The organism is Microbacterium sp. YJN-G (genome assembly GCF_015040615.1).
Classification (GTDB): Bacteria; Actinomycetota; Actinomycetes; order Actinomycetales; family Microbacteriaceae; genus Microbacterium.
This window is the reverse complement of the sequence record NZ_CP060402.1, coordinates 1,277,225-1,300,219: the sequence shown is the minus strand read 5'-3', so window position 1 is coordinate 1,300,219 and position 22,995 is coordinate 1,277,225. Positions and strand designations below refer to the sequence as shown.

At 70.5% G+C, this 22,995-nt stretch carries 20 protein-coding genes; 4 read left to right on the top strand and 16 right to left on the bottom strand.

Features of this window, described 5'->3' with window-relative positions; genetic code table 11:
- Positions 1-77: 77 nt before the first annotated feature.
- The 8 genes from H7694_RS06035 to H7694_RS06000 form a co-directional block, all read right to left on the bottom strand.
- Positions 78-350, bottom strand: coding sequence for a YlxR family protein (locus H7694_RS06035; RefSeq protein WP_193598626.1), 273 nt, complete (start codon positions 348-350; stop codon positions 78-80).
- 72 nt (positions 351-422) lie between these two features.
- Positions 423-1,412 carry a transcription termination factor NusA gene (gene nusA / locus H7694_RS06030; RefSeq protein ID WP_193598625.1) on the bottom strand — a complete coding sequence of 330 codons (990 nt, stop codon included), beginning with the start codon at positions 1,410-1,412 and terminating at the stop codon, positions 423-425.
- A 202-nt stretch (positions 1,413-1,614) separates the two neighbouring features.
- Positions 1,615-3,669, bottom strand: coding sequence for a PhoX family protein (locus H7694_RS06025; RefSeq protein ID WP_193598624.1), 2,055 nt, complete (start codon positions 3,667-3,669; stop codon positions 1,615-1,617).
- 147 nt (positions 3,670-3,816) lie between these two features.
- Entirely contained in the window at positions 3,817-4,851 is a 1,035-nt protein-coding gene (locus tag H7694_RS06020) for a TIGR00730 family Rossman fold protein (protein ID WP_193598623.1), read from the bottom strand.
- A gap of 106 nt (positions 4,852-4,957) precedes the next feature.
- On the bottom strand, positions 4,958-6,712 hold the full coding sequence (locus H7694_RS06015; RefSeq protein ID WP_193598622.1) for a proline--tRNA ligase: 1,755 nt from the start codon (positions 6,710-6,712) through the stop codon (positions 4,958-4,960).
- A gap of 58 nt (positions 6,713-6,770) precedes the next feature.
- Positions 6,771-7,175, bottom strand: a complete 405-nt coding sequence (locus H7694_RS06010; protein ID WP_193598621.1) for a TA system VapC family ribonuclease toxin — start codon at positions 7,173-7,175, stop codon at positions 6,771-6,773.
- A gap of 3 nt (positions 7,176-7,178) precedes the next feature.
- Entirely contained in the window at positions 7,179-7,412 is a 234-nt protein-coding gene (locus H7694_RS06005) for a hypothetical protein (protein ID WP_193598620.1), read from the bottom strand.
- 35 nt (positions 7,413-7,447) lie between these two features.
- Positions 7,448-8,218, bottom strand: a complete 771-nt coding sequence (locus tag H7694_RS06000; protein WP_193598619.1) for an isocitrate lyase/PEP mutase family protein — start codon at positions 8,216-8,218, stop codon at positions 7,448-7,450.
- 103 nt (positions 8,219-8,321) lie between these two features.
- Here H7694_RS06000 and H7694_RS05995 point away from each other — a divergent pair, with 103 nt between their 5' ends.
- Complete coding sequence (locus H7694_RS05995; RefSeq protein ID WP_193598618.1) at positions 8,322-9,740, top strand: RNB domain-containing ribonuclease; 1,419 nt, start codon at positions 8,322-8,324, stop codon at positions 9,738-9,740.
- Positions 9,741-9,845: 105 nt separating this feature from the next.
- On the opposite strand, the gene H7694_RS05990 is transcribed toward H7694_RS05995, so the two are convergent.
- The 4 genes from H7694_RS05990 to ispG form a co-directional block, all read right to left on the bottom strand.
- Positions 9,846-10,682 (bottom strand): sigma-70 family RNA polymerase sigma factor, encoded by an 837-nt coding sequence (locus H7694_RS05990; RefSeq protein WP_193598617.1) that lies wholly within the window; start codon positions 10,680-10,682, stop codon positions 9,846-9,848.
- Positions 10,683-10,705: 23 nt separating this feature from the next.
- Entirely contained in the window at positions 10,706-12,040 is a 1,335-nt protein-coding gene (locus H7694_RS05985; protein WP_193598616.1) for an FAD-binding oxidoreductase, read from the bottom strand.
- A gap of 121 nt (positions 12,041-12,161) precedes the next feature.
- Positions 12,162-13,019, bottom strand: coding sequence for a hypothetical protein (locus H7694_RS05980; RefSeq protein WP_193598615.1), 858 nt, complete (start codon positions 13,017-13,019; stop codon positions 12,162-12,164).
- A 42-nt stretch (positions 13,020-13,061) separates the two neighbouring features.
- Positions 13,062-14,192, bottom strand: coding sequence for a flavodoxin-dependent (E)-4-hydroxy-3-methylbut-2-enyl-diphosphate synthase (gene ispG, locus H7694_RS05975; protein ID WP_193598614.1), 1,131 nt, complete (start codon positions 14,190-14,192; stop codon positions 13,062-13,064).
- A gap of 261 nt (positions 14,193-14,453) precedes the next feature.
- On the opposite strand from ispG, the gene H7694_RS05970 reads away from it, so the two are divergent.
- Positions 14,454-16,331: a chorismate-binding protein gene (locus H7694_RS05970; protein WP_193598613.1), complete on the top strand. Its 1,878-nt coding sequence runs from the start codon at positions 14,454-14,456 to the stop codon at positions 16,329-16,331.
- An 18-nt stretch (positions 16,332-16,349) separates the two neighbouring features.
- Here the strand turns inward: H7694_RS05970 and H7694_RS05965 are convergent, their stop codons facing one another.
- Positions 16,350-17,666, bottom strand: a complete 1,317-nt coding sequence (locus tag H7694_RS05965) for a M50 family metallopeptidase (RefSeq protein ID WP_193598612.1) — start codon at positions 17,664-17,666, stop codon at positions 16,350-16,352.
- Positions 17,667-17,761: 95 nt separating this feature from the next.
- Between H7694_RS05965 and H7694_RS05960 the strand changes: the two genes are divergently transcribed.
- The gene (locus H7694_RS05960; RefSeq protein WP_193598611.1) at positions 17,762-19,378 is read left to right on the top strand and encodes a Mur ligase family protein; all 1,617 of its coding nucleotides are present in this window, start codon (positions 17,762-17,764) and stop codon (positions 19,376-19,378) included.
- Between the two features lie 51 nt (positions 19,379-19,429).
- Here H7694_RS05960 and dxr read toward each other — a convergent pair whose 3' ends face one another.
- Positions 19,430-20,512: a 1-deoxy-D-xylulose-5-phosphate reductoisomerase gene (gene dxr, locus H7694_RS05955; RefSeq protein WP_193598610.1), complete on the bottom strand. Its 1,083-nt coding sequence runs from the start codon at positions 20,510-20,512 to the stop codon at positions 19,430-19,432.
- 62 nt (positions 20,513-20,574) lie between these two features.
- On the bottom strand, positions 20,575-21,528 hold the full coding sequence (locus H7694_RS05950; protein ID WP_193598609.1) for an FKBP-type peptidyl-prolyl cis-trans isomerase: 954 nt from the start codon (positions 21,526-21,528) through the stop codon (positions 20,575-20,577).
- Between the two features lie 122 nt (positions 21,529-21,650).
- Between H7694_RS05950 and H7694_RS05945 the strand changes: the two genes are divergently transcribed.
- On the top strand, positions 21,651-22,427 hold the full coding sequence (locus H7694_RS05945; protein ID WP_193598608.1) for a lysophospholipid acyltransferase family protein: 777 nt from the start codon (positions 21,651-21,653) through the stop codon (positions 22,425-22,427).
- Positions 22,428-22,439: 12 nt separating this feature from the next.
- Here H7694_RS05945 and H7694_RS05940 read toward each other — a convergent pair whose 3' ends face one another.
- On the bottom strand, positions 22,440-22,937 hold the full coding sequence (locus tag H7694_RS05940; protein ID WP_193598607.1) for an OsmC family protein: 498 nt from the start codon (positions 22,935-22,937) through the stop codon (positions 22,440-22,442).
- Between the last annotated feature and the right edge of the window lie 58 nt (positions 22,938-22,995).

The following is a 22,995-nucleotide window of genomic DNA, read 5'->3' as shown; positions in this document are numbered from 1 at the left end:
CAGTCCGCCCTGGCAGGGCAGACCACTAGTCGCGGACGGGTCTCATTTCGAGCCGTTCACTTTGTTTCCATAGCCGTTCAGCCTTTGTTTCGGTGGAAGTACCGTTCGGTGGTCTGCGTGTCCTCGGCCTCGGGGAACCCGGTGGCCGGTGATACGCGCAATGCTCGTGCGAAAGCCCGGCGCCGCAGTGCGGCATCCAGGCATTCGTGTGACGGATGCAGCCACGCCCCTCTCCCCGGCAGCACCGCTCGCTCGTCGAAGACGAGCTCACCGTTGTGCTGGGCCACCCTGATCAGGGCGGATCGAGAGGCACGTCCGCGGCAACCGACACACGTCCGTACAGGTTCCATCCTACACCTCGCCACCTGGATCGATGCCCGCCGCACCGTGCGCGCGCCGGGGCGCGTGATGCTCGGCGGGCGTCACCCCTCGTTCATCACGCTGTCGGGCTGGATGTCGATCTTCGCGCCGGTCAGCTTCGCGGCGAGACGGGCGTTCTGGCCCTCCTTGCCGATCGCGAGCGACAGCTGGTAGTCGGGCACCAGTGCACGCACGGCCTTGGTCCCGGCATCCAGAACGAACGCCGAGGTCACCTTCGCCGGCGACAGCGCGTTGGCGACGAAGGTGGCGAGGTCGGGGTGGTGGTCGACGATGTCGACCTTCTCGCCCGAGAGCTCCTCGGTGACCGCGCGCACGCGCCGGCCCATCTCGCCGATGCATGATCCCTTGGCGTTGACCGACGGGTCGTTGGCGCGCACGGCGATCTTCGTGCGGTGGCCCGCCTCACGGGCGAGCGAGACGATCTCGACGAGACCGGCGGCGATCTCGGGCACCTCGAGCGCGAACAGCTTGCGGACCAGGCCCGGGTGCGTGCGCGACACGGTGATCTGCGGGCCCTTGGCGCCCTTCGCGACGCTGGTCACGTAGACCCGCAGCCGCGTGCCGTGTGCATACTCCTCGCCGGGGACCTGCTCCTCGGGCGGGAGGATCGCCTCGACCGTGCCGAGGTCGACGTGGATCATGCGCGGGTTGGGACCCTGCTGGATGACGCCGGCGACGATGTCGCCCTCCTTACCGCGGAACTCGCCGAGCACCGCGTCGTCGGCGATGTCGCGCAGCCGCTGGCCGATGACCTGCTTGGCCGCGTAGGCCGCGATGCGCCCGAAGTCGTCAGGCGTGGCCTCCTCCTCGCCGATGACGGCGCCCTCATCGTCGTGGACGGGCTGGAGCACGGCGACGTGGCCGGTCTTGCGGTCGAGTTCGACCCGCACACCCTCGGGCACCACGCCGTCTGCCGAGACGTGCTTGCCGTACGCGGTGAGGATGGCCTGCTCGATGATCGAGACGAGCTCCTCGAAGGGGATCGCCTTCTCCTTCTCGATTCCGCGAAGCAGTGCGAGTTCGATGTCCATCAGCGGTCTCCTCTATTCAGCTCTCCCCGCGGACGAATGCTCCGCGGGCATCCGTCCAGAATAGCCGAAACCGCAGGGGGACGACGAGTCCGCCGGATGCCGTGGAGTACGCCCACGACGGCGCCGCCGGACACGACACGACGGCGCCGCGGGAGCCGATCGCTCCCGCGGCGCCGTGCTCGCGTGTACCGTGACCCGCGTCTCAGGCGCGGTACGCCTGCACGACCGACGGGCGGGGCGCGTTCGCCACGTCGCCCGGGGCGGTGGAGCCGTAGTCCGGGAACAGCGATCGCGGCTGGTCGAAGGTGCCGTCCTCGCCCGGATGCTGCACCGCCACGAACACGAGCCCCTCCTTGTCGTGGATGACCGGACCGCAGGTCTCGGCATCCCGCGGCACGGAGAGGAACTGCTGCACCCGGCCGCGCTCGGGTCCCTCGAGGGGCACCTTGAACAGTCCGTCGCCGTAGCCGATCGTGCCCGGTGCGCCGTCGGTGGAGATCCACAGGTCACCCGCCGAGTCGAAGGCGACGTTGTCGGGGCACGAGATCGGCGAGACGAGCTCCTTCGGGTAGCCCGCGAAGTAGGCGCCCTCGAAGCTGTTCGGGTCGCCGCACAGCAGCAGGATGCTCCAGCCGAAGGTGCGGCCGCCCTGACCGGCCGTCTCGGTGAGCTCGATCACGTGGCCGTAGCGGTTGCCGGTGAGCGGGTTCGCCTCGTCGAGCGCGGTGCGACGCGAGTTGTTCGTCAGGGCGACGTAGACCTTGCCCGTGACCGGGTTCGGCTCCACATCCTCAGGACGGTCCATCTTCGTGGCGCCGACGGCGTCGGCCGCCAGGCGCGTGTGCACGAGCACCTCTTCGATGCTGAACCCGGGCACCACGCTCTGGCCGTCGCGGGTCAGCGGGATCCATTCGCCGGTGCCGTCGAAGGCGCCGTCTGCGGGCAGCGCGCCGGTTCCGGTGATCTGCCCGGCCGGCGAGTTGCCGCGGAACTTCGCCACGTACAGGTCGCCCTCGCTGAGCAGTTCGAGGTTCTTGCGGCGCGAGCCCGAGACGCGGTTCTTCGACACGAACTTGTACAGGTAGTCGTTGCGCTCATCGTCGCCCATGTAGGCGACGACCCGGCCGTCCTCGGCCACGGTCACGTTGGCGCCCTCGTGCTTGAAGCGCCCCATCGCGGTGTGCTTGCGCGGCGTGGCCGTCGGATCCTGCGGGTCGATCTCGACGATGTACCCGAAGCGGTTGGGCTCGTTGACGTAGCCGGGGTCGTGCGCGTCGAACCGGGGGTCGTACGCCTCCCATCCGGTGGAGGTCGAGGTGGTGCTCGTCCCGCTGTACCGCTTCTGCGCGGGGGTGTCGGCGGCCCAGGCGAAGTAGCCGTTGAAGTTCTCCTCACCCGAGAGCACGGTGCCCCACGGCGTGGTGCCGCCGGCGCAGTTGCCGAGGGTGCCGTGGACCCAGCGTCCCTCGGGGTCGGCTGCGGTCTTGACGAGGTCGGATCCGGCCGCGGGCCCGGTCAGTTCGAACACGGTCTCGACGGTGATCCGGCGGTTGCGGCGCCCGTCGACGACGTACTCCCACGGGTCACCGACCCGGCGACGGCGGATCTCGACGACCGACATGCCCTGGGCGGCCTTGTAGATGTCGCCGCGGCGGCGCAGCTCTGCGGCATCCGTGGTCGGCGGGAACATCAGGCCGGGATTGACGTACTCGTGATTGTTCACCAGCACGCCGGCCTTCCCGCTCGGGTCGGCGATGATGTCGAGGTAGTCGCAGTTGTAACCGAACTGGCCGGCCTGCGCCTCGGGGCTCTGCGCGGCGATGTCGAACGCCGGGGTGCTCGAGAACAGCGGGTCGCCCCACCGGATGATCGGCTTCCATGTGTAGCCGTCGGGCACGGTCACCGCATCCACCTCGGCCGGCACCGGGGCGATCGGTGTGAAGGCGAGACCGGCGCGGCCGGGCCGCGCGAACGACGCGCCGGGGCCGGCGACGCCGGCGGCCGACGGAGCCGAGACGGGCGCCTGACGGCCGGCGCCGACGGCGACCGCGACTGCCGCGGCGGCGCCGAGGCCGAACAGCGCACGGCGGGAGAAGACCGCCGAGGCGATCGAGCGGAAGTCCTCGTTGGCGGAGGTGTTGCACTCCGGTCCGAGGCAGGCGTTGGCGCACTTGAGCTCGCAGGTGACCGCGGAGCGCTTGCCGCGCACGTGGTCCGCCATGGGAAGCCTTCGTCGGGTGGGTTCGGTCAGAGTCATCGATCCTCCTCGTCGGATGCTGCGCGGGTCAGCTTCCTCGCCCGGGATGACCTCCGCGTGAACACGGGCTGAACGGGCGTGGCCGATCGGGCACGACATGCCGCTGACACCGGCACGGGAATCGCCTCGGCGGCGTAGCCGCCGGCGTCAGACCGCCGACGGCAGGTCGTTGATCGCCCGGATGAGGGCGTACAGCGATCCGACGGCACGCTGCTCGAGGTTCATCACCAGTCGCGGCAGCTCGACGGCATCCCCGTCCGCCCGCTCGACCTCGAGCGCCTCGGAGCGCTCGATGCGCCCCTCCGCACACATCGATCCGAATCGCTCGTTGAGGCTCTCGACGTCGGCATCCGTCGGTTCGTGCACGAGCCGCAGCACCAGGCGGTCACCCACCCAGCGCAGCGAATCGTAGTTGCGCCAGAAGCTCGTGATGTCGTCGACCGCGGCCTCCACCGAGTCGGTGATGAGCACGCGATCCAGATCGTGCGGCGAGATCACGCCCGATGAGACCAGGTGGTCGTCGACGAAGGTCTTCAGCCCGTGCCAGAACGCGCCGCCCTTCGCGTCGAGCAGCACGATCGGCATCGGCTCGGCCTTGCCGGTCTGCTGCAGGGTGAGCAGCTCGAACATCTCGTCCATGGTCCCGAAGCCGCCGGGCAGGCAGATGAAGCCCCGCGACTCCTTCATGAGCATGAGCTTGCGGGTGAAGAAGTACTTCATCGAGACGACCTGGGCGTCCTGCTCGATGATCGTGTTCGCCCGCTCCTCGAACGGCAGGCGGATCGACACCCCGAGTGACATCTTCGAGCCGGCGCCCTCCGCGGCGGCCTGCATGATCCCGGGTCCGGCGCCGGTGACGACCATCCAGCCGTCGTCGGCGAGTTCGGCAGCGACATCGCGCGCCTGCACGTACAGCGGGTCGTCGTGCCGCGTGCGAGCCGAGCCGAACACCGTGACCTTGGGCACGTGGTGGAACGGCTGGAACAGGCGGAAGGCGTCGCGCATCTCGCTCAGCGCGGCCGAGGCGATCTTCAGGTCGAGTCGGTCGGTGCTCTCCATGCCCAGCCGCAGCGAGGTCTGCAGGAGCCGGGCGACGAGCCCGCGCTCGATGCGCACCCCTGCCTGGTCGAGCAGGGCGGTCAGCTCCTGGCGCAGTTCGTCCGTCAGCGTGGCATCGGTCATGCCCTCAGCCTGTCACAGCCGCCGCCGGACTCCGGCCGAACGGGCGGGCGCGTCAGGTCACGCACGCCCGTCGCGGCCATGAGCCGGCTTCAGGAGTGAATCGGCTTCAGGACGTGAGACGTGTGACGGCATCCGCCACCGAGACGGTCTCGCGCTCCCCCGTCGCGCGGTTCCACAGCTCGACCTGGCCGTCGGCCGCACCGCGGCCGACGATCACGATCCTCGGCACGCCGACCAGCTCGGCGTCGCCGAACTTCACACCGGGCGACACCTTCACGCGGTCATCGTAGAGCACATCCAGACGCGCGGCCTCGAGCTGGTTCGCGATGTCCTCGGCCACGTCGAAGGCGACCTGGTCGCGGCCCGCGGCGACGACCTGCACGTCGAACGGGGCGACGGATGCCGGCCAGATCAGGCCCTTCTCGTCGTTGTTCAGCTCGGCGATGATCGCGAGGATGCGGGTGACGCCGATGCCGTAGGAGCCCATGGTGACCGTGACGAGCTTGCCGTTCTGGTCGAGCACCTTCAGGCCGAGGGCCTCGGCGTATTTGCGGCCGAGCTGGAAGACGTGGCCGATCTCCATGCCGCGCGCGAGCGTGACAGGGCCCGAGCCGTCGGGGGCCGGGTCGCCTTCGCGGACGTTCGCGATCTCGGCGGTGCCGTCTGCGGTGAAGTCACGACCCGCGACGACGGAGTGCACGTGCTTCTGGTCGATGTTCGCGCCGGTGATCCAGGCGGTGCCGTCGGCGACGCGGGGGTCGACGAGGTAGCGGATGCCGGTGGCGGATTCCTCGCCCAGCACGGGGCCGGTCGCGGACCAGGGGCCGATGTAGCCCCGCACCAGCAGCGGGTGCCGTTCGAAGTCGGCATCCGTCGCCGCCTCGACCTCGGCGGGAGCGAACGCGACCTCGGCGCGCTTCATGTCGACCTCGCGGTCGCCGGGGATGCCGACGATCACCAGTTCGCGCGAGCCGTCGAGGTGCTTCAGCGCGAGCACGACGTTCTTGAGTGTGTCGGCTGCGGTGTACTCGCCGTCGAGCACGGCGTTGGAGTGCGTGACGAGCGTCTCGATGGTGGGGGTGTCGGGCGAGTCGAAGATCGTCGCCTGGGGCACGCCGTCCCAGCCGGCCGGCTCGGGCGCGGTGGTCGTGTAGGCCTCGACGTTGGCGGCGTAGCCGCCCTCGCTGCGCACGAACGTGTCCTCACCGACGGGCGTCGGGTGCAGGAACTCCTCGCTGCGCGAGCCGCCCATCGCACCGGCATCCGCCTGCACGATGGCGTACTCGAGGCCAAGCCGCTGGAAGATGCGCTCGTAGGCGTCGCGCTGCGCCTGGTAGCTGGCGTCCAGACCCTCGTCGGAGGCGTCGAAGGAGTACGCGTCCTTCATGGTGAACTCGCGCCCGCGCAGCAGGCCGGCGCGAGGACGGGCCTCATCGCGGTACTTGTCCTGGATCTGGTAGATCGTCAGGGGCAGGTCCTTGTACGAGGAGTACAGGTCCTTAACCAGCAGGGTGAAGGCCTCTTCGTGCGTGGGCGCGAGCAGGTAGTCGCCGCCCTTGCGGTCGTGCAGGCGGAACAGCAGGTCGCCGTACTCGTCCCACCGGCCGGTCGCCTCGTACGCCTCACGCGGCATCAGCGCCGGGAAGTGCACCTCCTGCGCTCCGGCGGCGGCCATCTCCTCGCGGATGACGGTCTCGATCTTCGCCTTCACGCGCAGGCCCAGCGGCAGCCACGCGAAGATGCCTGCGGCCTGCGGCCGGATGTACCCGGCGCGGATCAGCAGCTTGTGGCTGGCGACCTCGGCGCCGGCCGGGTCTTCGCGGAGCGTGCGGAGGAAGAAGTTCGATAGACGTGTGACCACGGGGTCGATTGTATCGACCGCGTAGGGACGCCTATGTCGCGGTTGCGACTGAGACTCCTCACCGATGCCGATCGCCGATCAGCCTGGTCTGCGCCGGTCGAAGCCGGTGGAGTCCCTGATCGAACGTGGCGAGCTTCCATCCGCGCGACTCAGCGACGGCTGCCAGGTACACGTCGGTGAGCTGTCGGTGCCCGAGAACGTCATCCACTACGACCTCACCGTAGGAGAGCGTATCCGGGGTGAATCCGATGCGGGGATGCGCATGGAACTCATGGAGCAGAGCAGCCGCTGTGGCCGAAGTCTCCCCCACACGGAGCAGAAAGCGCAGGAGCGCACCCTCCACGACAGGACACAGCCAGGCCCTGTCCACCGTGGTGAACCAGTCCTCAGCCGCGTCGTGGTGTTCATGCTCGACAACCGCCAGCGCGATGAGCACGTTCGCGTCGAGCAGGAACTCGACCATCGCTCAGGCGACCTCGTCGATGAGTTCGGCCACATCCTCCGATGTCAGCCGCCGGCCGAGCGACAGCATCGGAAGCCCCGTGCGCTCGTCGGTGGCAAGCCGTACGGGTTCGTCGATCTGCGCCAGGCCGCGCACGGTCAGCTCGGACAGGAGGGCCGACAGCGAGATCCCCCGCGCGCGCGCCAGTTCCAGCGTGCGCGCGTGAACTGCGGGTGGCAGATCGACCGTCGTCCTCATCCCTGCATCATACCAGCATCACATCTGATGCACGATCAGTTCAGCGCGCGGGTGCCCTCGGGAATGACGCCGTTCGCGTAGAGATCGGTGGCGAGATCCTGCAGGCGCGTGAGTGCGACGCGCTGCGTGACGGGACCGTACGAGATGCGGGTGACGCCGAGCGCCTCGTACTCTGCGGCAGTCAGTGCGCCGGGCAGGCCGATGACGCTCACCTTGTTCACACCGATCCCGTCGACCAGGGTGCGGGTGGCATCCGCGTCGAGGACGCCAGGCACGAACACGGCCGTCGCGCCCGCGTCGAGGAAGGCGCGGCCGCGCTCGACGGCATCCGCCAGCTTGTCGGCGAGCGGCTTGTCGCCGCCGCGCACGATCGCGTCGGTGCGCGCGTTCAGCGCGAAAGCGACGCCCTCCGCCTCTGCGGCCCTGACGATCGCCTCCACCTGCGCGACGGACTCGTCGAGCGGCTTCAGCCTGTCTTCGATGTTGGCGCCGACGATACCCGCGCCGATGGCCAGGCGGGTGGTCTCGCCCGCATCGCCGTAGCCGTCGTCGAGGTCGGCCGAGACGGGCAGGTCGACGGATGCCGCGATGCGGCCGACCATGTCGAGCATCAGCTCACGTGGGATCTGCCCGTCCGGATAGCCGAACGTCGCGGCGATGGAGTGGCCCGCGGTGGCGAGGGCCTTCGTCTCGGGCAGCGCGGCGACGGCCTTGGCCGACACCACGTCCCAGATGTTGACGACTCGGAGGATCTCCGGTGCGGAGTAGAGGTCGGTGAGAGTCTGTGCCTTGTCTGCGGTGCTCATGATCTTCACGCTAGCGCCGCATCCGGTCCGCGGGGCCGGTGAGGCGAAGGATGACGCCGCGCGCGTCATAGCCGTGCGTGGGGGCGCGGCATAGGCTGGCGGCATGCCTCAGCGCCGATCACATGTCGCACCGTCCGCCGAGCAGAGCGAGCTGGCCGCAGCCCTGGCGCAGCTGCGCGCCGAGATCGAGGCCCCGGTCGACTTCGCCGCCGAGGCGATCGCCGAAGCCGAAGCGGCGAGCGCGCCGACACCGGAGCTCGACCTGCGCGACGTGCCGTTCGCCACGCTCGACCCCGAGGGCTCCCGGGACCTCGACCAGGCCTTCCACCTGGAGCGCGCGGGGTCGGGGTACCAGGTGCGGTACGCGATCGCCGACGTGCCGGGGTTCGTGACGCCCGGCGGGGCCGTCGACGCGCAGGCTCGGCTGCGCGGGCAGACGCTCTATCTCGCGGACGGCACCGTGCCGCTGCATCCGCGTGTGCTGTCGGAGGATCGCGCGTCACTGCTGCCCGGGGTCGAACGGCCCGCCCTGGTGTGGACCTTCCTTCTCGACGACACGGGTGCGAAGACGGATTTCCGGCTCGAGCGGGCGATGATCCGCTCGCGCGCCCAGCTGGAGTACGTGTCGGCGCAGGCGGCCGCGGACCGTGGCGACGCGGAGCTGTCGCTGCTGCGCGAGATCGGCGAACTGCGGCGAGCGCAGGAGGCCGTGCGCGGCGGGGCGAGCCTGAACCTGCCCGACGAGGAGGTCGTGCAGCGTGAGGACGGCCGCTACGACATCGAGCGACGTCGCCCGCTGCCGATCGAGGACTGGAACGCACAGCTGTCGCTGATGACCGGCATGGCCGCGGCAGAGCTGATGATCGACGCGAAGGTCGGCGTGCTGCGGACCATGCCGCAGCCCGACGAGCGCGCCTTCGAGCGGTTCCGCCATCAGACCGAGGCGCTCGGGCGACCGTGGACGCAGGGCGACTACGGCGAGTACCTGCGCGCGCTGGATACCGCCGACCCGCTCACCCTGCCTGTGCTGGAGCAGGCCGCTTCGCTGTTCCGCGGCGCGGGATATGTGACCTTCGACGGCTCGCTGCCGCAGGGCGATCTGGAGCAGGCCGCGATCGCCGCGCCGTACGCTCATGCCACCGCTCCCCTGCGCCGGCTCGTCGACCGCTGGTCGCTGGCCATCTGCCTCGCCGTCTCGCAGGGCCGGCCGGCCCCGGAGTGGGCGCGCGCGTCGCTGGCCGAGCTGCCGGCGCTCATGCAGGAGTCGGGGCAGCGTGCGTCGCGCCTGAACTCCGAGACCATCAACCGCGTGGAGGCGGCCCTGCTGCATCCGTTCGTCGGGGAGACGATCGAGGCGACGGTCATCGAACTGCGCGGTGAGAACCGTGCGGCGGTGCAGATCGCCGATCCGGCTGTGACGGCGACGGCCCCTGTCGGTGCCGGCGCGGCTCCCGGCGAGACGGTGCAGCTGCGCCTCGCCGGCACCGACGTCGCACGCGGAACGGTCGAGTTCGCCGCCTGAGGCAGTCCCTCGCCCGCGAGACTTCTCATCCAGCATGAGACTTCTCGTCCAGCATGACCCTGGGTGCCGGGAGCACTGTCTCGTGCTGGAAGGCAAGTCTCGGCGTCACTCCAGGGAGCGCGCGTCCATCGCGGTGATCCTGTCGCCATCGATCGTGAAGAACAGCAGCGACGACGGAGTGCCGCCGTCCGAGGCGAGCACCGCGAAGCCCTCTCCTGCCTGAACGATCTCGAACGAGTAGCCCACCGCGAAGCGGCGGAACTCGGCGGCCTCGCCGGCGACGAGCTCGGCACCGCGCACGATGCGGATGCCGTCGTCGCGCTGGTCGATCCGGAACTCGACGTCCGGATGCAGGACACCGACGAGCCCGATGAGATCGCCGTCCCGCGCCGCGGCGAGGAATGCCTCGACGACAGCGCGCCGCCTCTCACGCTCCGGACGGGTCGGTGAGCCCGACGGTCCCGCACCGCGGATGCGGTTGCGTGCACGGCTGGCCAGCTTGCGGGCCGACTGCGCAGTCCGCCCCACCACATCGGCGATCTCGTCGAACGGCAGCCCGAACACGTCATGCAGCACATAGGCCAGCCGCTCGTCGGGGGCGAGCTGCTCGAGCACCAGCATCAGCGCGTAGCTGATCCGGTCCGATGCCTCCGCCTGCGCACTGGGCTCGGACCCGCGCGGCGCTTCGAGATCGGGCAGCGTCTCGAGGGGACTCTCGTGCCGTCGCGAGCGGCTGCGCAGCTGATCCAGGCAGATACGGCTCACGACCCTGGTGAGCCAGGCCCGCAGGTCGTCGACACCGACGGCACGGTCCAGGCGCAGCCAGGACTCCTGCACGGCGTCCTCCGCGTCGGCGCGATTGCCGAGCATGCGGTACGCCACCGACGTCAGATAGCGCCGGTGCACCTCGAATTCCGCCGCCAGCAGCGTGTCGTCCGTCATGGTGGCCTCCCCCGGCTCCGACACTAGCGTCCGACCCCCGACGGCCCGAAGTGCCGGGTGAACAGCGCCTGCGGATCGTACGCCGACTTCACCGTGGCCAGCCGGCTCAGCGTCGCCCCCGGATAGACGTCGGCGACCGCCTCGTGACTGGTCCCGTCGAGTGAGTTCGCGTACGCCCCGCGCACGTGGGGTCCCAGCTCGTCCCAGAACAGGTTCAGGCGGTCGCGCACGGCACCGGCCGTCGCCTCGGGGCTCACCGCGAACGTCGTGATCATCAGCTCGGCATCACGGTGCGCGAAGGCCGTCGCCTCAGCCGGGACCTCCCCGAAGGCGCCGCCGAGGCTGTGCAGCACGATGGCGGCCGGCTGCGGTTCGCAGGCCAGACGTGCCACCGTCAGTGCGGCGGCATCGGCCGTGCCGGCGGGCACGAAGGCGTTGCGCACGGATGCGCGCAGGCCGGCCGGCAGCTCGACACCGGGATGCAGGATGTCGAGATAGGACCTGCGGGTCTGTTCCCCCGCGAGCAGCGTCGCCGCATCGGCCAGGTGCGCGATCGTCTCGTCGAGATCCTCGCCGTCCGAGCGCACCAGGGTGATGCGCACCGGGGCCTCGATCCCTCCGGCGAGCGGGTCGGCCAGCACGAGCGTCGAGCTGATCCCCTGCGGCGCGGTGCGCATGGCGCGGGTCCATGCGGAGACGATCCGGGTGGCCTCGGAGGCCGGGAAGGTGAGCTCGGCGTGGGCGACATCCGGGACGGTCCGCGCCTGGAACTCGAACGCCGTCACGACGCCGTAGGCACCGCCCCCGCCGCGCACCGCCCAGAACAGATCGGGATGATGAGCGGCATCCGCAATGAGCACCTCACCCGCGGCGGTGACGATCTCGACCGCGCGCAGGTGGTCGAGTGTCAGGCCGTGGCTGCGCACCATCCATCCGATGCCCCCGGAGAGCGTCAGCCCGCCGACTCCGACATCGGCGGTGTCGCCCGATGACACCGCCAGCCCGTGCTGCGCGAGCGCCCCGGCGACCTGCCGCCACAGCGCACCGCCACCCACCCGCACCCGGCCACCGGGCTCGACTGCGACCTGGTCGAGGGCGCGCAGGTCGATCACGATCCCGCCGTCGGCCATGCCGAGTCCGGCGGCGGAGTGGCCGCCGCCCCGCACGGCGAGCGGAAGCCGCGATGCGGCGGCGAAGCACACCGCGCGGCGGACATCGTCGACGTCGCGGGGACGCAGGATCGCCGCGGGCGCACCACCGGTCAGCGCGTTCCGCGACGCCGCGGCGTAGTCATCCGACTCGGGGGTGATGATGTGCCCGGCGAAACCGACCGGACCGCTCTCGAGTACTGCACCCATGATGCCTCCTTGTGGTGCGCCGCTCTGGCGCGTCATGAAGGAGACGACGGGACCGACGGGAATGTGACCGATCGGCAGGGGTCAGGATCGGCAGGGGTCAGGATCAGCGCGGCGCCCCCGCTCAGCCGGCGGGAACGGCCGTGGTGGTCATGACCAGCAGCTGCGGGTCGGTCAGGTCGAGCGAGACCGTGATCGAGGCGAACTCTGCGAGCGAATGCGCGTGCGTGCCCCCGCACAGGAAGCCGACCTCACCCTCGGGCAGCTCGCAGCGCCAGAAGCGGCGGTCGATGATGCTCGGCCCGTCGGCGTCGACCCGGCTCGCCCCGCCGGATGCCACCCACTCGGCCAGCAGCTCGTCGATGCGCGCCTCTCGTGCGGCCAGGGTCTCGGCGAAGCCTTCCGGGTCGAAACCGGCCTTGCGCAGGCTCTTGCCCAGGCGGTACTCGTCGACACTGCCGTCGGCGTGGATGCGGCTGGTCTGGTTCGCCCTGCCCTCGAAGTCGGGGTGCCCGAGCGGGTCGACGGCGATCTCCTTGCGCCACAGGTCGGCCAGAGCGGCATCCAGCGCCAGCGAGGCGAGGTGGCAGGCGGTGTGGCCACGGCTCAGCTCGGCGCGCCGTTCGCCGTCCACGGCGAGCGCGGCCGTCACTCCGTGGGCGATCTCCTCGGGGATGCCGCCGTCGATGCGATGCGCGACCAGCCACGTCCATCCTGCGGCGCCGCGCTTGACGGGGATGTCGCCGGCGACGAAGAGCTCGCCCTCGTCGCTGAGCGCCGCCATGACGGCCTCGGACACCTCGAGCCGGATGCCGTCGACGGTCAGCGTGCCGGAGTCCCCTGGCTGGTCCGGCCAGGTGTGGTCCACGGGGTGGAACGGCGTGGCGTCCACGACGATGACCGCACTGTCGCGATCGACGATCAGCACCTCACCCTCGCCGGTGAGGGAGCCATCGGGGAACGAGACGCGCGTGGGCTGCATGTTCCCACGCTACGCGACGGGCACTGCCGCCTACGTCGCGGTTCAGCCGGTGACGACCTGCGCCGTGCCGGTGGGTGCGTCGGCGCCCATCTCGGAGGCGATGCGGTTGGCCTCCTCGATGAGGGTGGCCACGATCTCCGACTCGGGCACCGTCTTGATGACCTCGCCCTTGACGAAGATCTGCCCCTTGCCGTTGCCGGAGGCGACACCCAGGTCGGCCTCGCGGGCCTCGCCGGGACCGTTGACGACGCAGCCCATGACGGCCACGCGCAGCGGCACGGTCATGTCCTTCAGACCCTCGGTGACGTCGTCGGCCAGCGAGTACACGTCGACCTGTGCGCGCCCGCACGACGGGCACGAGACGATCTCGAGCTTGCGCTCGCGCAGGTTCAGCGACTGCAGGATCTGGTGGCCGACCTTGACCTCTTCGGCCGGCGGGGCCGACAGCGACACGCGGATCGTGTCGCCGATGCCCTCGCCGAGCAGGATGCCGAACGCCGTGGCGCTCTTGATGGTGCCCTGGAACGCCGGTCCCGCCTCGGTCACACCGAGGTGCAGCGGCCAGTCACCGCGTTCTGCGAGCTGACGGTACGCCTTGACCATCACGACCGGGTCGTTGTGCTTGACCGAGATCTTGAAGTCGTGGAAGTCGTGCTCCTCGAACAGCGACGCCTCCCAGACGGCGCTCTCGACGAGCGCCTCGGGGGTGGCCTTGCCGTACTTCTCCAGCAGGCGGCGATCCAGCGATCCCGCGTTGACGCCGATGCGCAGCGACACACCCGCGGCCTGGGCCGCCTTGGCGATCGCGCCGACCTGATCGTCGAACTTGCGGATGTTGCCGGGGTTCACGCGCACCGCCGCGCAGCCCGCGTCGATGGCCTGAAAGACGTACTTAGGCTGGAAATGGATGTCGGCGATCACCGGGATCTGGCTCTTCTTCGCGATGATGTGCAGCACATCGGCGTCGTCCTGCGAGGGGACGGCCACGCGCACGATCTCGCAGCCGGATGCCGTCAACTCGGCGATCTGCTGCAGGGTGCCGTTGATGTCGGTCGTCTTGGTCGTCGTCATCGACTGGACGCTGACGGGGGCGTCGCCGCCGACCAGCACCTTGCCGACCCGGATCTGACGGGACTTGCGACGAGGAGCGAGGACTTCGGGGACGCGCGGCATCCCAAGATTCACTGCAGGCACCATCACAGGCTACCGCCGCAGGATCGACGCAGGCTGGATGCGCGCCGCCGGGCCGCCGGCATCCTGCGCCGTCACCCGGGGCGGCGCCGGGGCGCCGGTGTGGTACTTTCGCGGTATGTCCGCGACCCGCACCTGGTGGCCCGCCTTCTAGGCGGTGTTTCGCGTACCTACGAGACCACGACCGCCTTCCGGGGCGGTCTTCGTGTTCTCCGCACCGGAATCCCCAACCTGGAGACACCGATGACCGCTCTGCCCGATCGCATCCGAGCCCTTGCCGCCGACCCCGCCGCCTCGTTCGTGCTCATCGCCCGCGACGGGGGCGTCGAACTGCTCACCGGCGACGTCGTCGACGTCGACCTGCTCGCCGAGATCCCCCTCGACGGCCCCGACGGTCGCCGCGAGGTGTTCGCGATGGTGCCGTACCGGCAGGTGCGCGAACGGGGCTTCGAGGCCCTCGACGACGGCACGCCGCTGCGCTGCCTGCTCGTCGGCGAGCACGAGAGGCTGGATGCCGCAGAGCTGATGTCCGCCCTGCCCACCGACCCGATCGACCTGCGCGGTGGTGGCTTCGACATCTCCGACGAGGAGTACGCCGAGATGGTCGAGCGGGTCATCGCCGACGAGATCGGCCGCGGCGAGGGCGCCAACTTCGTCATTCGCCGCGACTACCGCGCGAGCTTCGAGTGCAACGACCGCATCGCCGCGCTGACCTGGTTCGGGGCTCTGCTCGAGCACGAGCGCGGCGCCTACTGGACATTCGTGGTGGTCACCCCCGGCGAGATCGCCGTGGGCGCCAGCCCCGAGGCTCATGTGGTCGCCCGCGACGGCATCGTCACCATGAACCCGATCTCGGGCACCTTCCGTCACCCCGCCGGCGGAGCGACCCGCGAATCGCTGACCGAGTTCCTCAGCTCCACCAAGGAGACCGAGGAGCTGTTCATGGTCGTCGACGAAGAGCTGAAGATGATGAGCCAGGTGTGCTCCGACGGCGGTCGCATCACCGGTCCGCATCTGAAGGAGATGTCGCGGCTCACGCACACCGAGTACATGCTGCGCGGGCGCAGCCGTCTCGACCCGCGCGACATCCTGCGCGAGACGATGTTCGCACCGACGGTGACCGGCTCGCCGATGCAGAACGCGTGCGCGGTGATCCGCCGCCACGAGCGCTCCCCTCGTGGCTACTACTCGGGCGTGGCGGCACTGTTCACGCCCAACGCCGAGGGCGGTCACGACCTGGACGCGCCGATCCTCATCCGCACCGCGTACGTCGCGGACGGGCACCTGCGCGTGCCGGTCGGGGCGACTCTCGTGCGGCACTCCGACCCGGCGGGCGAGGTCAGCGAGACCCACGGGAAGGCCGCCGGGGTGCTCGGCGCGATCGGCGCGATCGAGCGTGACCACGCCGCCGAGGCACGTGACGACGACGCGCCCGCGCCGGCGCGGCTGGCCGACGATCCGGAGATCGCCGCCCTGCTCGCCTCGCGCAACACCCGCCTCGCGGACTTCTGGATGCAGCCGCAGGATGCGCACTCTGCCGGGCACTTCACCGGTCTGCGCACGCTCGTGGTGGATGCCGAGGACCGCTTCACGACCATGCTGGCCCACCAGCTGCGTCATCTCGGGCTCGAGGTGGAGATCGCGAACTGGGATGCCGTGACCGACGCGGCCATCGATGCGGCCGACCTGGTCGTGTCGGGCCCGGGGCCCGGTGATCCGCGCGATGCCGCGTCGGCGCGCATCGCGCGCATGCAGCAGGTCGTCGCCCGCCGTCGCGAGGCGGGCACACCGCTGCTGGCGGTGTGCCTGAGCCATCAGATCCTCGCCGACGGCGTCGGCATCGATCTGGTGCCGCTGGATTCCCCTTACCAAGGCGTGCAGAAGGTCGTGCCGGTGTTCGGGCAGGATGCCTCGGTCGGCTTCTACAACACCTTCACGGCCCGGGTCGAACCGGGCACCACGCGCGTGGGGGCGGCCGAGGTCTCGGCGGATGCCGTCACGGGTGACGTCTACGCGCTGCGCGGCGAGCGGTTCGCCTCCATCCAGGGACACCTGGAGTCGATCCTGTCGCGTGACGGCATCGCCACGCTGGAGCGGCTCGTCGCGCACGCGCTCGTCTGAGCGCAAGCCGGGGCGTGCTCAGCCGAGCAGGTTCATGGGCTTGACCAGGTCGGCGACGATCAGCAGCGCCGCCATCGCGATCAGCAGCACCGCGACGACGACCGTGACCGGCACCAGCCGGGTGGCATCCACGGGCTGCGGCTGCGGCCTGCCGGTCATCCGCGCCCACAGCCGCTTCAGCCCGTCCCACAGCGCGACCACGACGTGGCCGCCGTCGAGCGGCAGCAGCGGGATCAGGTTGAACACGAACAGGGCGATGTTCAACGCGGCGAGCAGATTCAGCAGCACCGCCAGCCGGTTCAGCACCGGGGCGTCGGTGGCGGCGACCTCGCCGGCGATACGACCGACGCCGACCACGCTGAGCGGGCCGTTCGGATCGCGCTCGGCGCCTGTCACCAGTGACACGCCGACATCCCACAGCTTGACGGGCAGATTCGCGACCAGGCCCGCGACGGCTCCAGTCTGCTGGAATGCGAGCTCGGCGCCGGTGCCGATCGGCTGACGCACGAACTCGTACTGCGAGGTGACCCCCGCGTAGCCCACCGTGTGCGTGACCGGTTCGCCGTCCGCGCCTGTGACCGGGCGGCCGTCCGCCCCGATCTCGGCTCGCTCCGCGGCGACGGGGGTGAGGGTCAGCTTCGTCTCCGCCCCGTCGCGGAGGACGACCACGTCGAGAGCGCGACCGGGGGCAGCCTGAATGATCTCCGAGGCCTCGGCGAACGTCGCCACCGGCTCGCCGCCGACGCTGACCAGCCGGTCGCCGGGTTCGAAGCCGGCCTGCGCGGCCGGGGCCACGGGATCGGCATCCGTGCACTCCTGCTGGGTGGTGGCGCCCGCGGGGATCACGCACTCGCTGACCGCCGAGATCGTCGTGCTCGCCTGCTGCATGCCGATGCCCGACGCCATCAGGGTGAAGATCGCGATCGCCAGGACGAGGTTCATGGCCGGCCCGCCGAGCATGACGATGATGCGCTTCCACACCGGCAGGCGGTAGAAGACGCGCTCCTCGGCGCCCTCGGCGATCGTCTCGTCGTTGGCCGTGCGGGCGTCCTGCACGAGCGAGGCGAACAGGCCCTTGGCCGCTCCCGCACGATCGGAGGGCGGGTACATGCCCGACATCGAGATGAAGCCGCCCAGCGGCAGCGCCTTGAAGCCGTACTCGGTCTCGCCGATGCGCTTGGACCACAGCCGCGGCCCGAAGCCGATCATGTACTGCCCGACGCGCACGCCGAACAGCTTCGCGGGCACCAGATGGCCCACCTCATGCAGCCCGATCGACAGGCCGAGTCCGACCAGCATGAACAGGATGCCGCCCAGATACAGCAGGATCTCCACCCGACCACGGTAGTGCCTCAGATCGAGGAATCGGCTGTGCCCGCCCGCCCCGTCGGCCGGGCCGGGATGATCCCGCGTGAGATCATGGACGGGATATGACCACGACATCTCTGCCTCCTGTGCTCCGTCCCGCCGAGCCACCCCTTCGTGCGCTGACCGAGCTCGCCGACCGCTTCGCCCGTGACGTGCGCGGTGACCTCACCGGCGTCCAGCTCAGCGGCATCACCCTCGCCACCGCCGACCTGCGGGCCGGTGAGGCCTTCGTCGCCATCCGCGGGGTGAACAGGCATGGCGCCGAGCTCGCGCAGACGGCGGCCGAGCAGGGTGCGGTGGCGATCATCACGGATGCCGACGGCGCCGACATCGCCGCGTCCGCCGGTCTGCCGATCGTGGTCGTCGACGACCCGCGAGCCGTGCTGGGCGACCTGAGCGCCTGGGTCTACGGCACCGGGGCGACCGATCCGCTCCCGCTGCTGCTGGGCACGACGGGCACGAACGGCAAGACCAGCGTCTCGCACCTGCTGCAGGGCATCCTCGACCAGCTCGGCGTCGTCTCGGGCCTGTCGTCGACGGCCGAGCGGCACATCGCCGGAGAGGTCATCGTCTCGAGGCTGACGACGCCGGAGGCGTCGGAGATGCACGCGCTGCTCGCACTCATGCGCGAGCGGGCCGTCGAGGCTGTCGCCGTCGAGGTGAGCGCCCAGGCGCTGTCGCGTCACCGCGTCGACGGCATCGTGTTCGACGTGGCCGGCTTCACGAACCTCTCCCACGACCACCTCGACGACTACGCCGACATGGAGGAGTACTTCCAGGCGAAGCTGCCGCTGTTCACCCCAGAGCGCGCACGCCGCGGTGTGATCAGCCTCGACTCGCCGTTCGGCGCACGGGTGGTCGAGCACTCCGGCATCCCGGTGGTCACCGTCGGGACACCGTCGATCGCGGCCGACCCGGCCGCCGCGGAGGCTGCGGACTGGGTGGTCACGATCGACGACGAGCGTCAGGCCGGCACGGTCTTCACGCTCACCGGCCCGTCGGGGCGCAGCCTCACCACCCTGGTGCCGGTGATCGGCCAGCACATGGCCGCGAACGCGGGGCTGGCGATCGTGATGCTGCTCGAGGCGGGCTATGCGTGGGAGCGACTCGTCGAGACGTTCCAGCGCGACGGCCAGATCGTCGCCCACCTGCCCGGTCGCACCCAGTTCATCTCCGGCGAGTCCGGCCCGGCCGTCTACGTCGACTTCGGCCACTCCCCCGACGCGTTCGAGAAGACGCTCGCCGCCGTGCGGCGCGTGACGCCGGGCAAGGTGCTGATGCTGTTCGGCGCCGACGGCGACCGGGACGCCACCAAGCGGTTCGACATGGCCCGCACGGCCGTCGAGGGCAGCGACATCCTCGTGGTCACCGATCACCACCCGCGTTTCGAGGATCCGGCGTCGATCCGCGCCACTCTGATCGAGGGGGCGCGGCGCGCGCAGCCGGATGCCGAGATCCACGAGTACTCACCGCCCGAGAAGGCGATCGTCGCCGCAGTGGGCATGGTCGGCGACGGCGACGCCATCCTGTGGGCCGGCCCCGGCCACCAGGATTACCGTGACATCCGCGGTGTGCGCACCCCGTACTCCGCCCGCGAGCTCGCCCGGCGGGCGCTCATCGCCGCCGGCTGGCCGGCGCCCGAGCCGCACTGGCCGGTCCCGTACGACGACCGCGTCTGACCTTCACCGGCCGGGCCGACGCGGCCCGGCGAGACGGTGGGATGCCGCCGGTCAGGCGGATGCGATCAGCGCATCCGCCTGGCTGCGGGCCCAGGTCTCAGCCGCCGCGAGCGTGTCCACGCTCAGCTCGTCCGGGGCGTCGTGCGCGTCGACGACGCGCTGGACGGTGTCGACGATGCCCAGGAAGCTCAGCCGCCCCTCGTGGAACGCGTTGACGGCCTGCTCGTTGGCGGCGTTGTAGACGGCGGGGAAGGTCTTTCCCGCGCGCCCGACGGTCTTCGCCAGGGCGACGGCCGGGAAGGCCTCGTCATCGAGCGGCTCGAAGGTCCAGCTGGTCGCCTGGCGCCAGTCGAGCGGTCGCCCCACTCCCCCGACGCGGTGCGGCCAGTCCAGCCCGAGCGAGATGGGCAGGCGCATGTCGGGCGGTGAGGCCTGGGCGATGGTCGAGCCGTCGACGAACTCGACCATGGAGTGCACGATCGACTGCGGATGCACGACGACCTCGATGTCGTCGTAGGGCACGTCGAACAGCAGGTGCGCCTCGATGACCTCGAGGCCCTTGTTCACGAGCGTGGCGGAGTTGGTGGTCACCATCCGCCCCATGTCCCAGGTGGGGTGGGCGAGTGCCTGCTCCGGGGTGACCTCGGCGAGCTCGGTCCGGGTGCGGCCTCGGAACGGACCACCGGATGCTGTGACGACCAGGCGCCGCACCTCGCCACGTGTTCCGGCGCGCAGCGCCTGGGCGAGTGCCGAGTGCTCGGAGTCGACGGGCACGATCTGTCCTTCAGCCGCGGCGGAGCGCACCAGCTCGCCGCCGACGATGAGCGACTCCTTGTTCGCCAGCGCCAGGGTGCGGCCCGCCTTCAGTGCTGCCAGCGTGGAGCCCAGGCCGATGGAGCCGGTGATCGCGTTGAGCACGACGTCGGCCTCGACATCGCGCACCAGCTGCTCGGATTCGGCTGCACCCAGGGCGGTGTGCTCGAGGTGGAACTCCTCGGCCTGCTGGGTGACGAGCTCTGCATTCGAGCCCGCCGAGATCCCGACCAGCTCGAAGCGCCGCGGATTGGCGCGGATCACGTCCAGCGCCTGGGTGCCGATGGAGCCCGTGGAGCCGAGGACGATGACGCGACGCATGCCGCCAGCCTATCCGGCGGTGCGGCGGCTCCGCGGAGGGAGCGGCCGCACGACCGGCGGGATCACTGCGCGGCGGGTGCGTGCTGCGTCGCGAGGATGTCGATGACGAACACGAGGGTCGAGTTCGCCGGGATGGCCTCGGAGGCCTGGTCGCCGTAGCCGAGCTCCGGCGGGATCACCACGAGCACCTGCGAACCGGCCTTCTGCCCCTCGAGGGCCTGCACGAATCCGGGCACGTAGGTGTTGCCGGGGATCGAGATCGGCTCACCGCGCGACCACGAGGAGTCGAAGCTCTTGCCGTCGGCCCAGTTCACGCCGAAGTACTGCAGCAGGGTGGTGTCGCCGTCGGCGACGGGCTCGCCGTCGCCCTCCTTGAGCACGGAGACCTTCAGCTCGGCGGGGGCGTCGCCGTCGGGGATGCTGACGGCGGGTTCGCCGTTCTTCGCCAGCTTCACCTCGGGCATGCCCTCGGCCGCGGGCTTGTCCTCGCCCCAGGCCGCCAGCGGCACGGTGTCGAGCACGTCGACCACGTACACCTGAGCGCCGGCCCCGCCCTCCTGGCCGGGGAAGACCGCGGCCAGGCGCGAGCCGACGCTCGCGCAGCCGATGACCTGGGCCAGCGTCGGGTCTGCCAGCACCTGCTGCGGCAGCAGCTCGCCCGACACGTAGCCGACGTCGCCGACACGATCGCCGGTGGCGACGTCGAAGGCGCTGAGTGCGTACGAGACGTACGCGCCCTCCTTGATCTTCGCGCCGTCACCCTCGGTGACGACGGTGCGCTGCAGCTCGGTCACGTCCTGCCCCAGCTCGAACTTCGCGGTGGACACGGCGCCGAAGTCACCCTCGACGGTGACGCTGTCGGAGACAGTACCGGGCTTGGCGACCTGCTCGCAGACGTCGCCGCTCGCGGTGGAGTCGGTCGACGACGGCTCAGGGGCGGCGCTGTCGGAACAGCCGGTCAGCAGCAGCGCGGACACGGCGACGGTGGAGAGAAGAGCGAGGGGACGCAGACGCAAGATGAGACCTCGGAATCACTGGTGGAAGATCCCATCCTCCCGCATCCGGCTTTGTCCGTGCTGTATGCCGTGTCGGATCCGCCATGCCACTTGCGGCATGCGTCGGCCGATACGCTTTCCGGATGAGCTCTGAGTCGCCGACCGCGCCCGAGAACGATCCGGAATCGCCGTCACCGCGACGCGCGGGGCTGCGGTACGCGATCGGCCGCCTGATCGCCGCGTCGCTTGCTCGCATCATCTACCGGCCCCGGATCGAGGGCCGCGATAACGTGCCGCGTGAGGGCGCCGTGATCCTCGCGAGCAACCACCTGTCGTTCATCGACTCGATGGCGATCCCGGTCGCCGCTCCCCGCCCGGTGCACTTCCTGGCGAAGTCGAGCTACTTCGAGGGCACCGGCTTCAAGGGCGCCCTCTCACGCGAGTTCTTCACCTCGGTGGGCGCCATCCCGGTTCGCCGCGGCGCGGGGCAGGCCGCCCTGGATGCGCTGGATCAGCAGCGTCAGCTGCTCGACGAGGGCCTGGCCGTCGCCCTGTATCCCGAGGGCACCCGGTCCACCGACGGACGGCTGTACAAGGGCCGCACGGGCGTCGCCTTCCTCGCACTGCAGACCGGGGCACCGGTGGTGCCGGTGGGTCTGATCGGCACCGACCGGGTGATGCCGGTCGGTGCGAAGACGCCGTCGCTCAGCGAGCGGGTCACGGTGCGGTTCGGTGAGCCCATCGACGTCTCCAAGCACGGTCCCGCCACCAGCGGCAAGGCGCGTCGCCTCGCGACCGACGAGATCATGGCGGCGATCCACGCGCTGAGCGGCCAGGAGCTGGCGGGCGTGTACAACGAGCCGCCCGCTCAGGGCACGATCGAGAAGATCAAGCAGGCGCTGCCGCACGAGCGGCGCTGACCCTTCGAGGGCTCAGGGACCCAGTACGGGGCCGACGGTGACGCTCGCCTCGTGGTGCACGGGGAAGTTGACCGAGTTCGCGATGAAGCACCACTCGTTCGCCTGACGGTGCGCCTGCTGCGCAGCCTCGACCATGCTCGCGTCGGCGACGGTGACCTGCGGGCGCAGGGTCACCTCGGCGAAGGCGCCGCCGCCGCGGCCGTCCTCGCGCATGATCCCGGTCGCGTCGTCTCGGTACGAGGTCACCACCACGCCGGCGGTCACGCAGGCATGCAGGTACGCGAGCAGGTGGCATTCGGCGAGGGCCGCGACGAGCAGGTCCTCGGGGTTCCAGCGGGCGGGGTCGCCGCGGAAGGGCCGGTCGGAGGAGGCCAGCAGCTCGGGCTTGCCCTCGATCGAGATCGTCACGTCGCGTGCGTAGTCGCGGTAGCCGGTCGTGCCGGTTCCGCGGTTCCCCGTCCAGGTGACCGAGAGGGCGTAGTGGTGCTCACCGAGTGGATGCTGTGCCATTCGGCCAGTCTCGCATCTGCGCCCGCGGGGTGGGGCCGGACGCGCGGGGGCCCGCGGT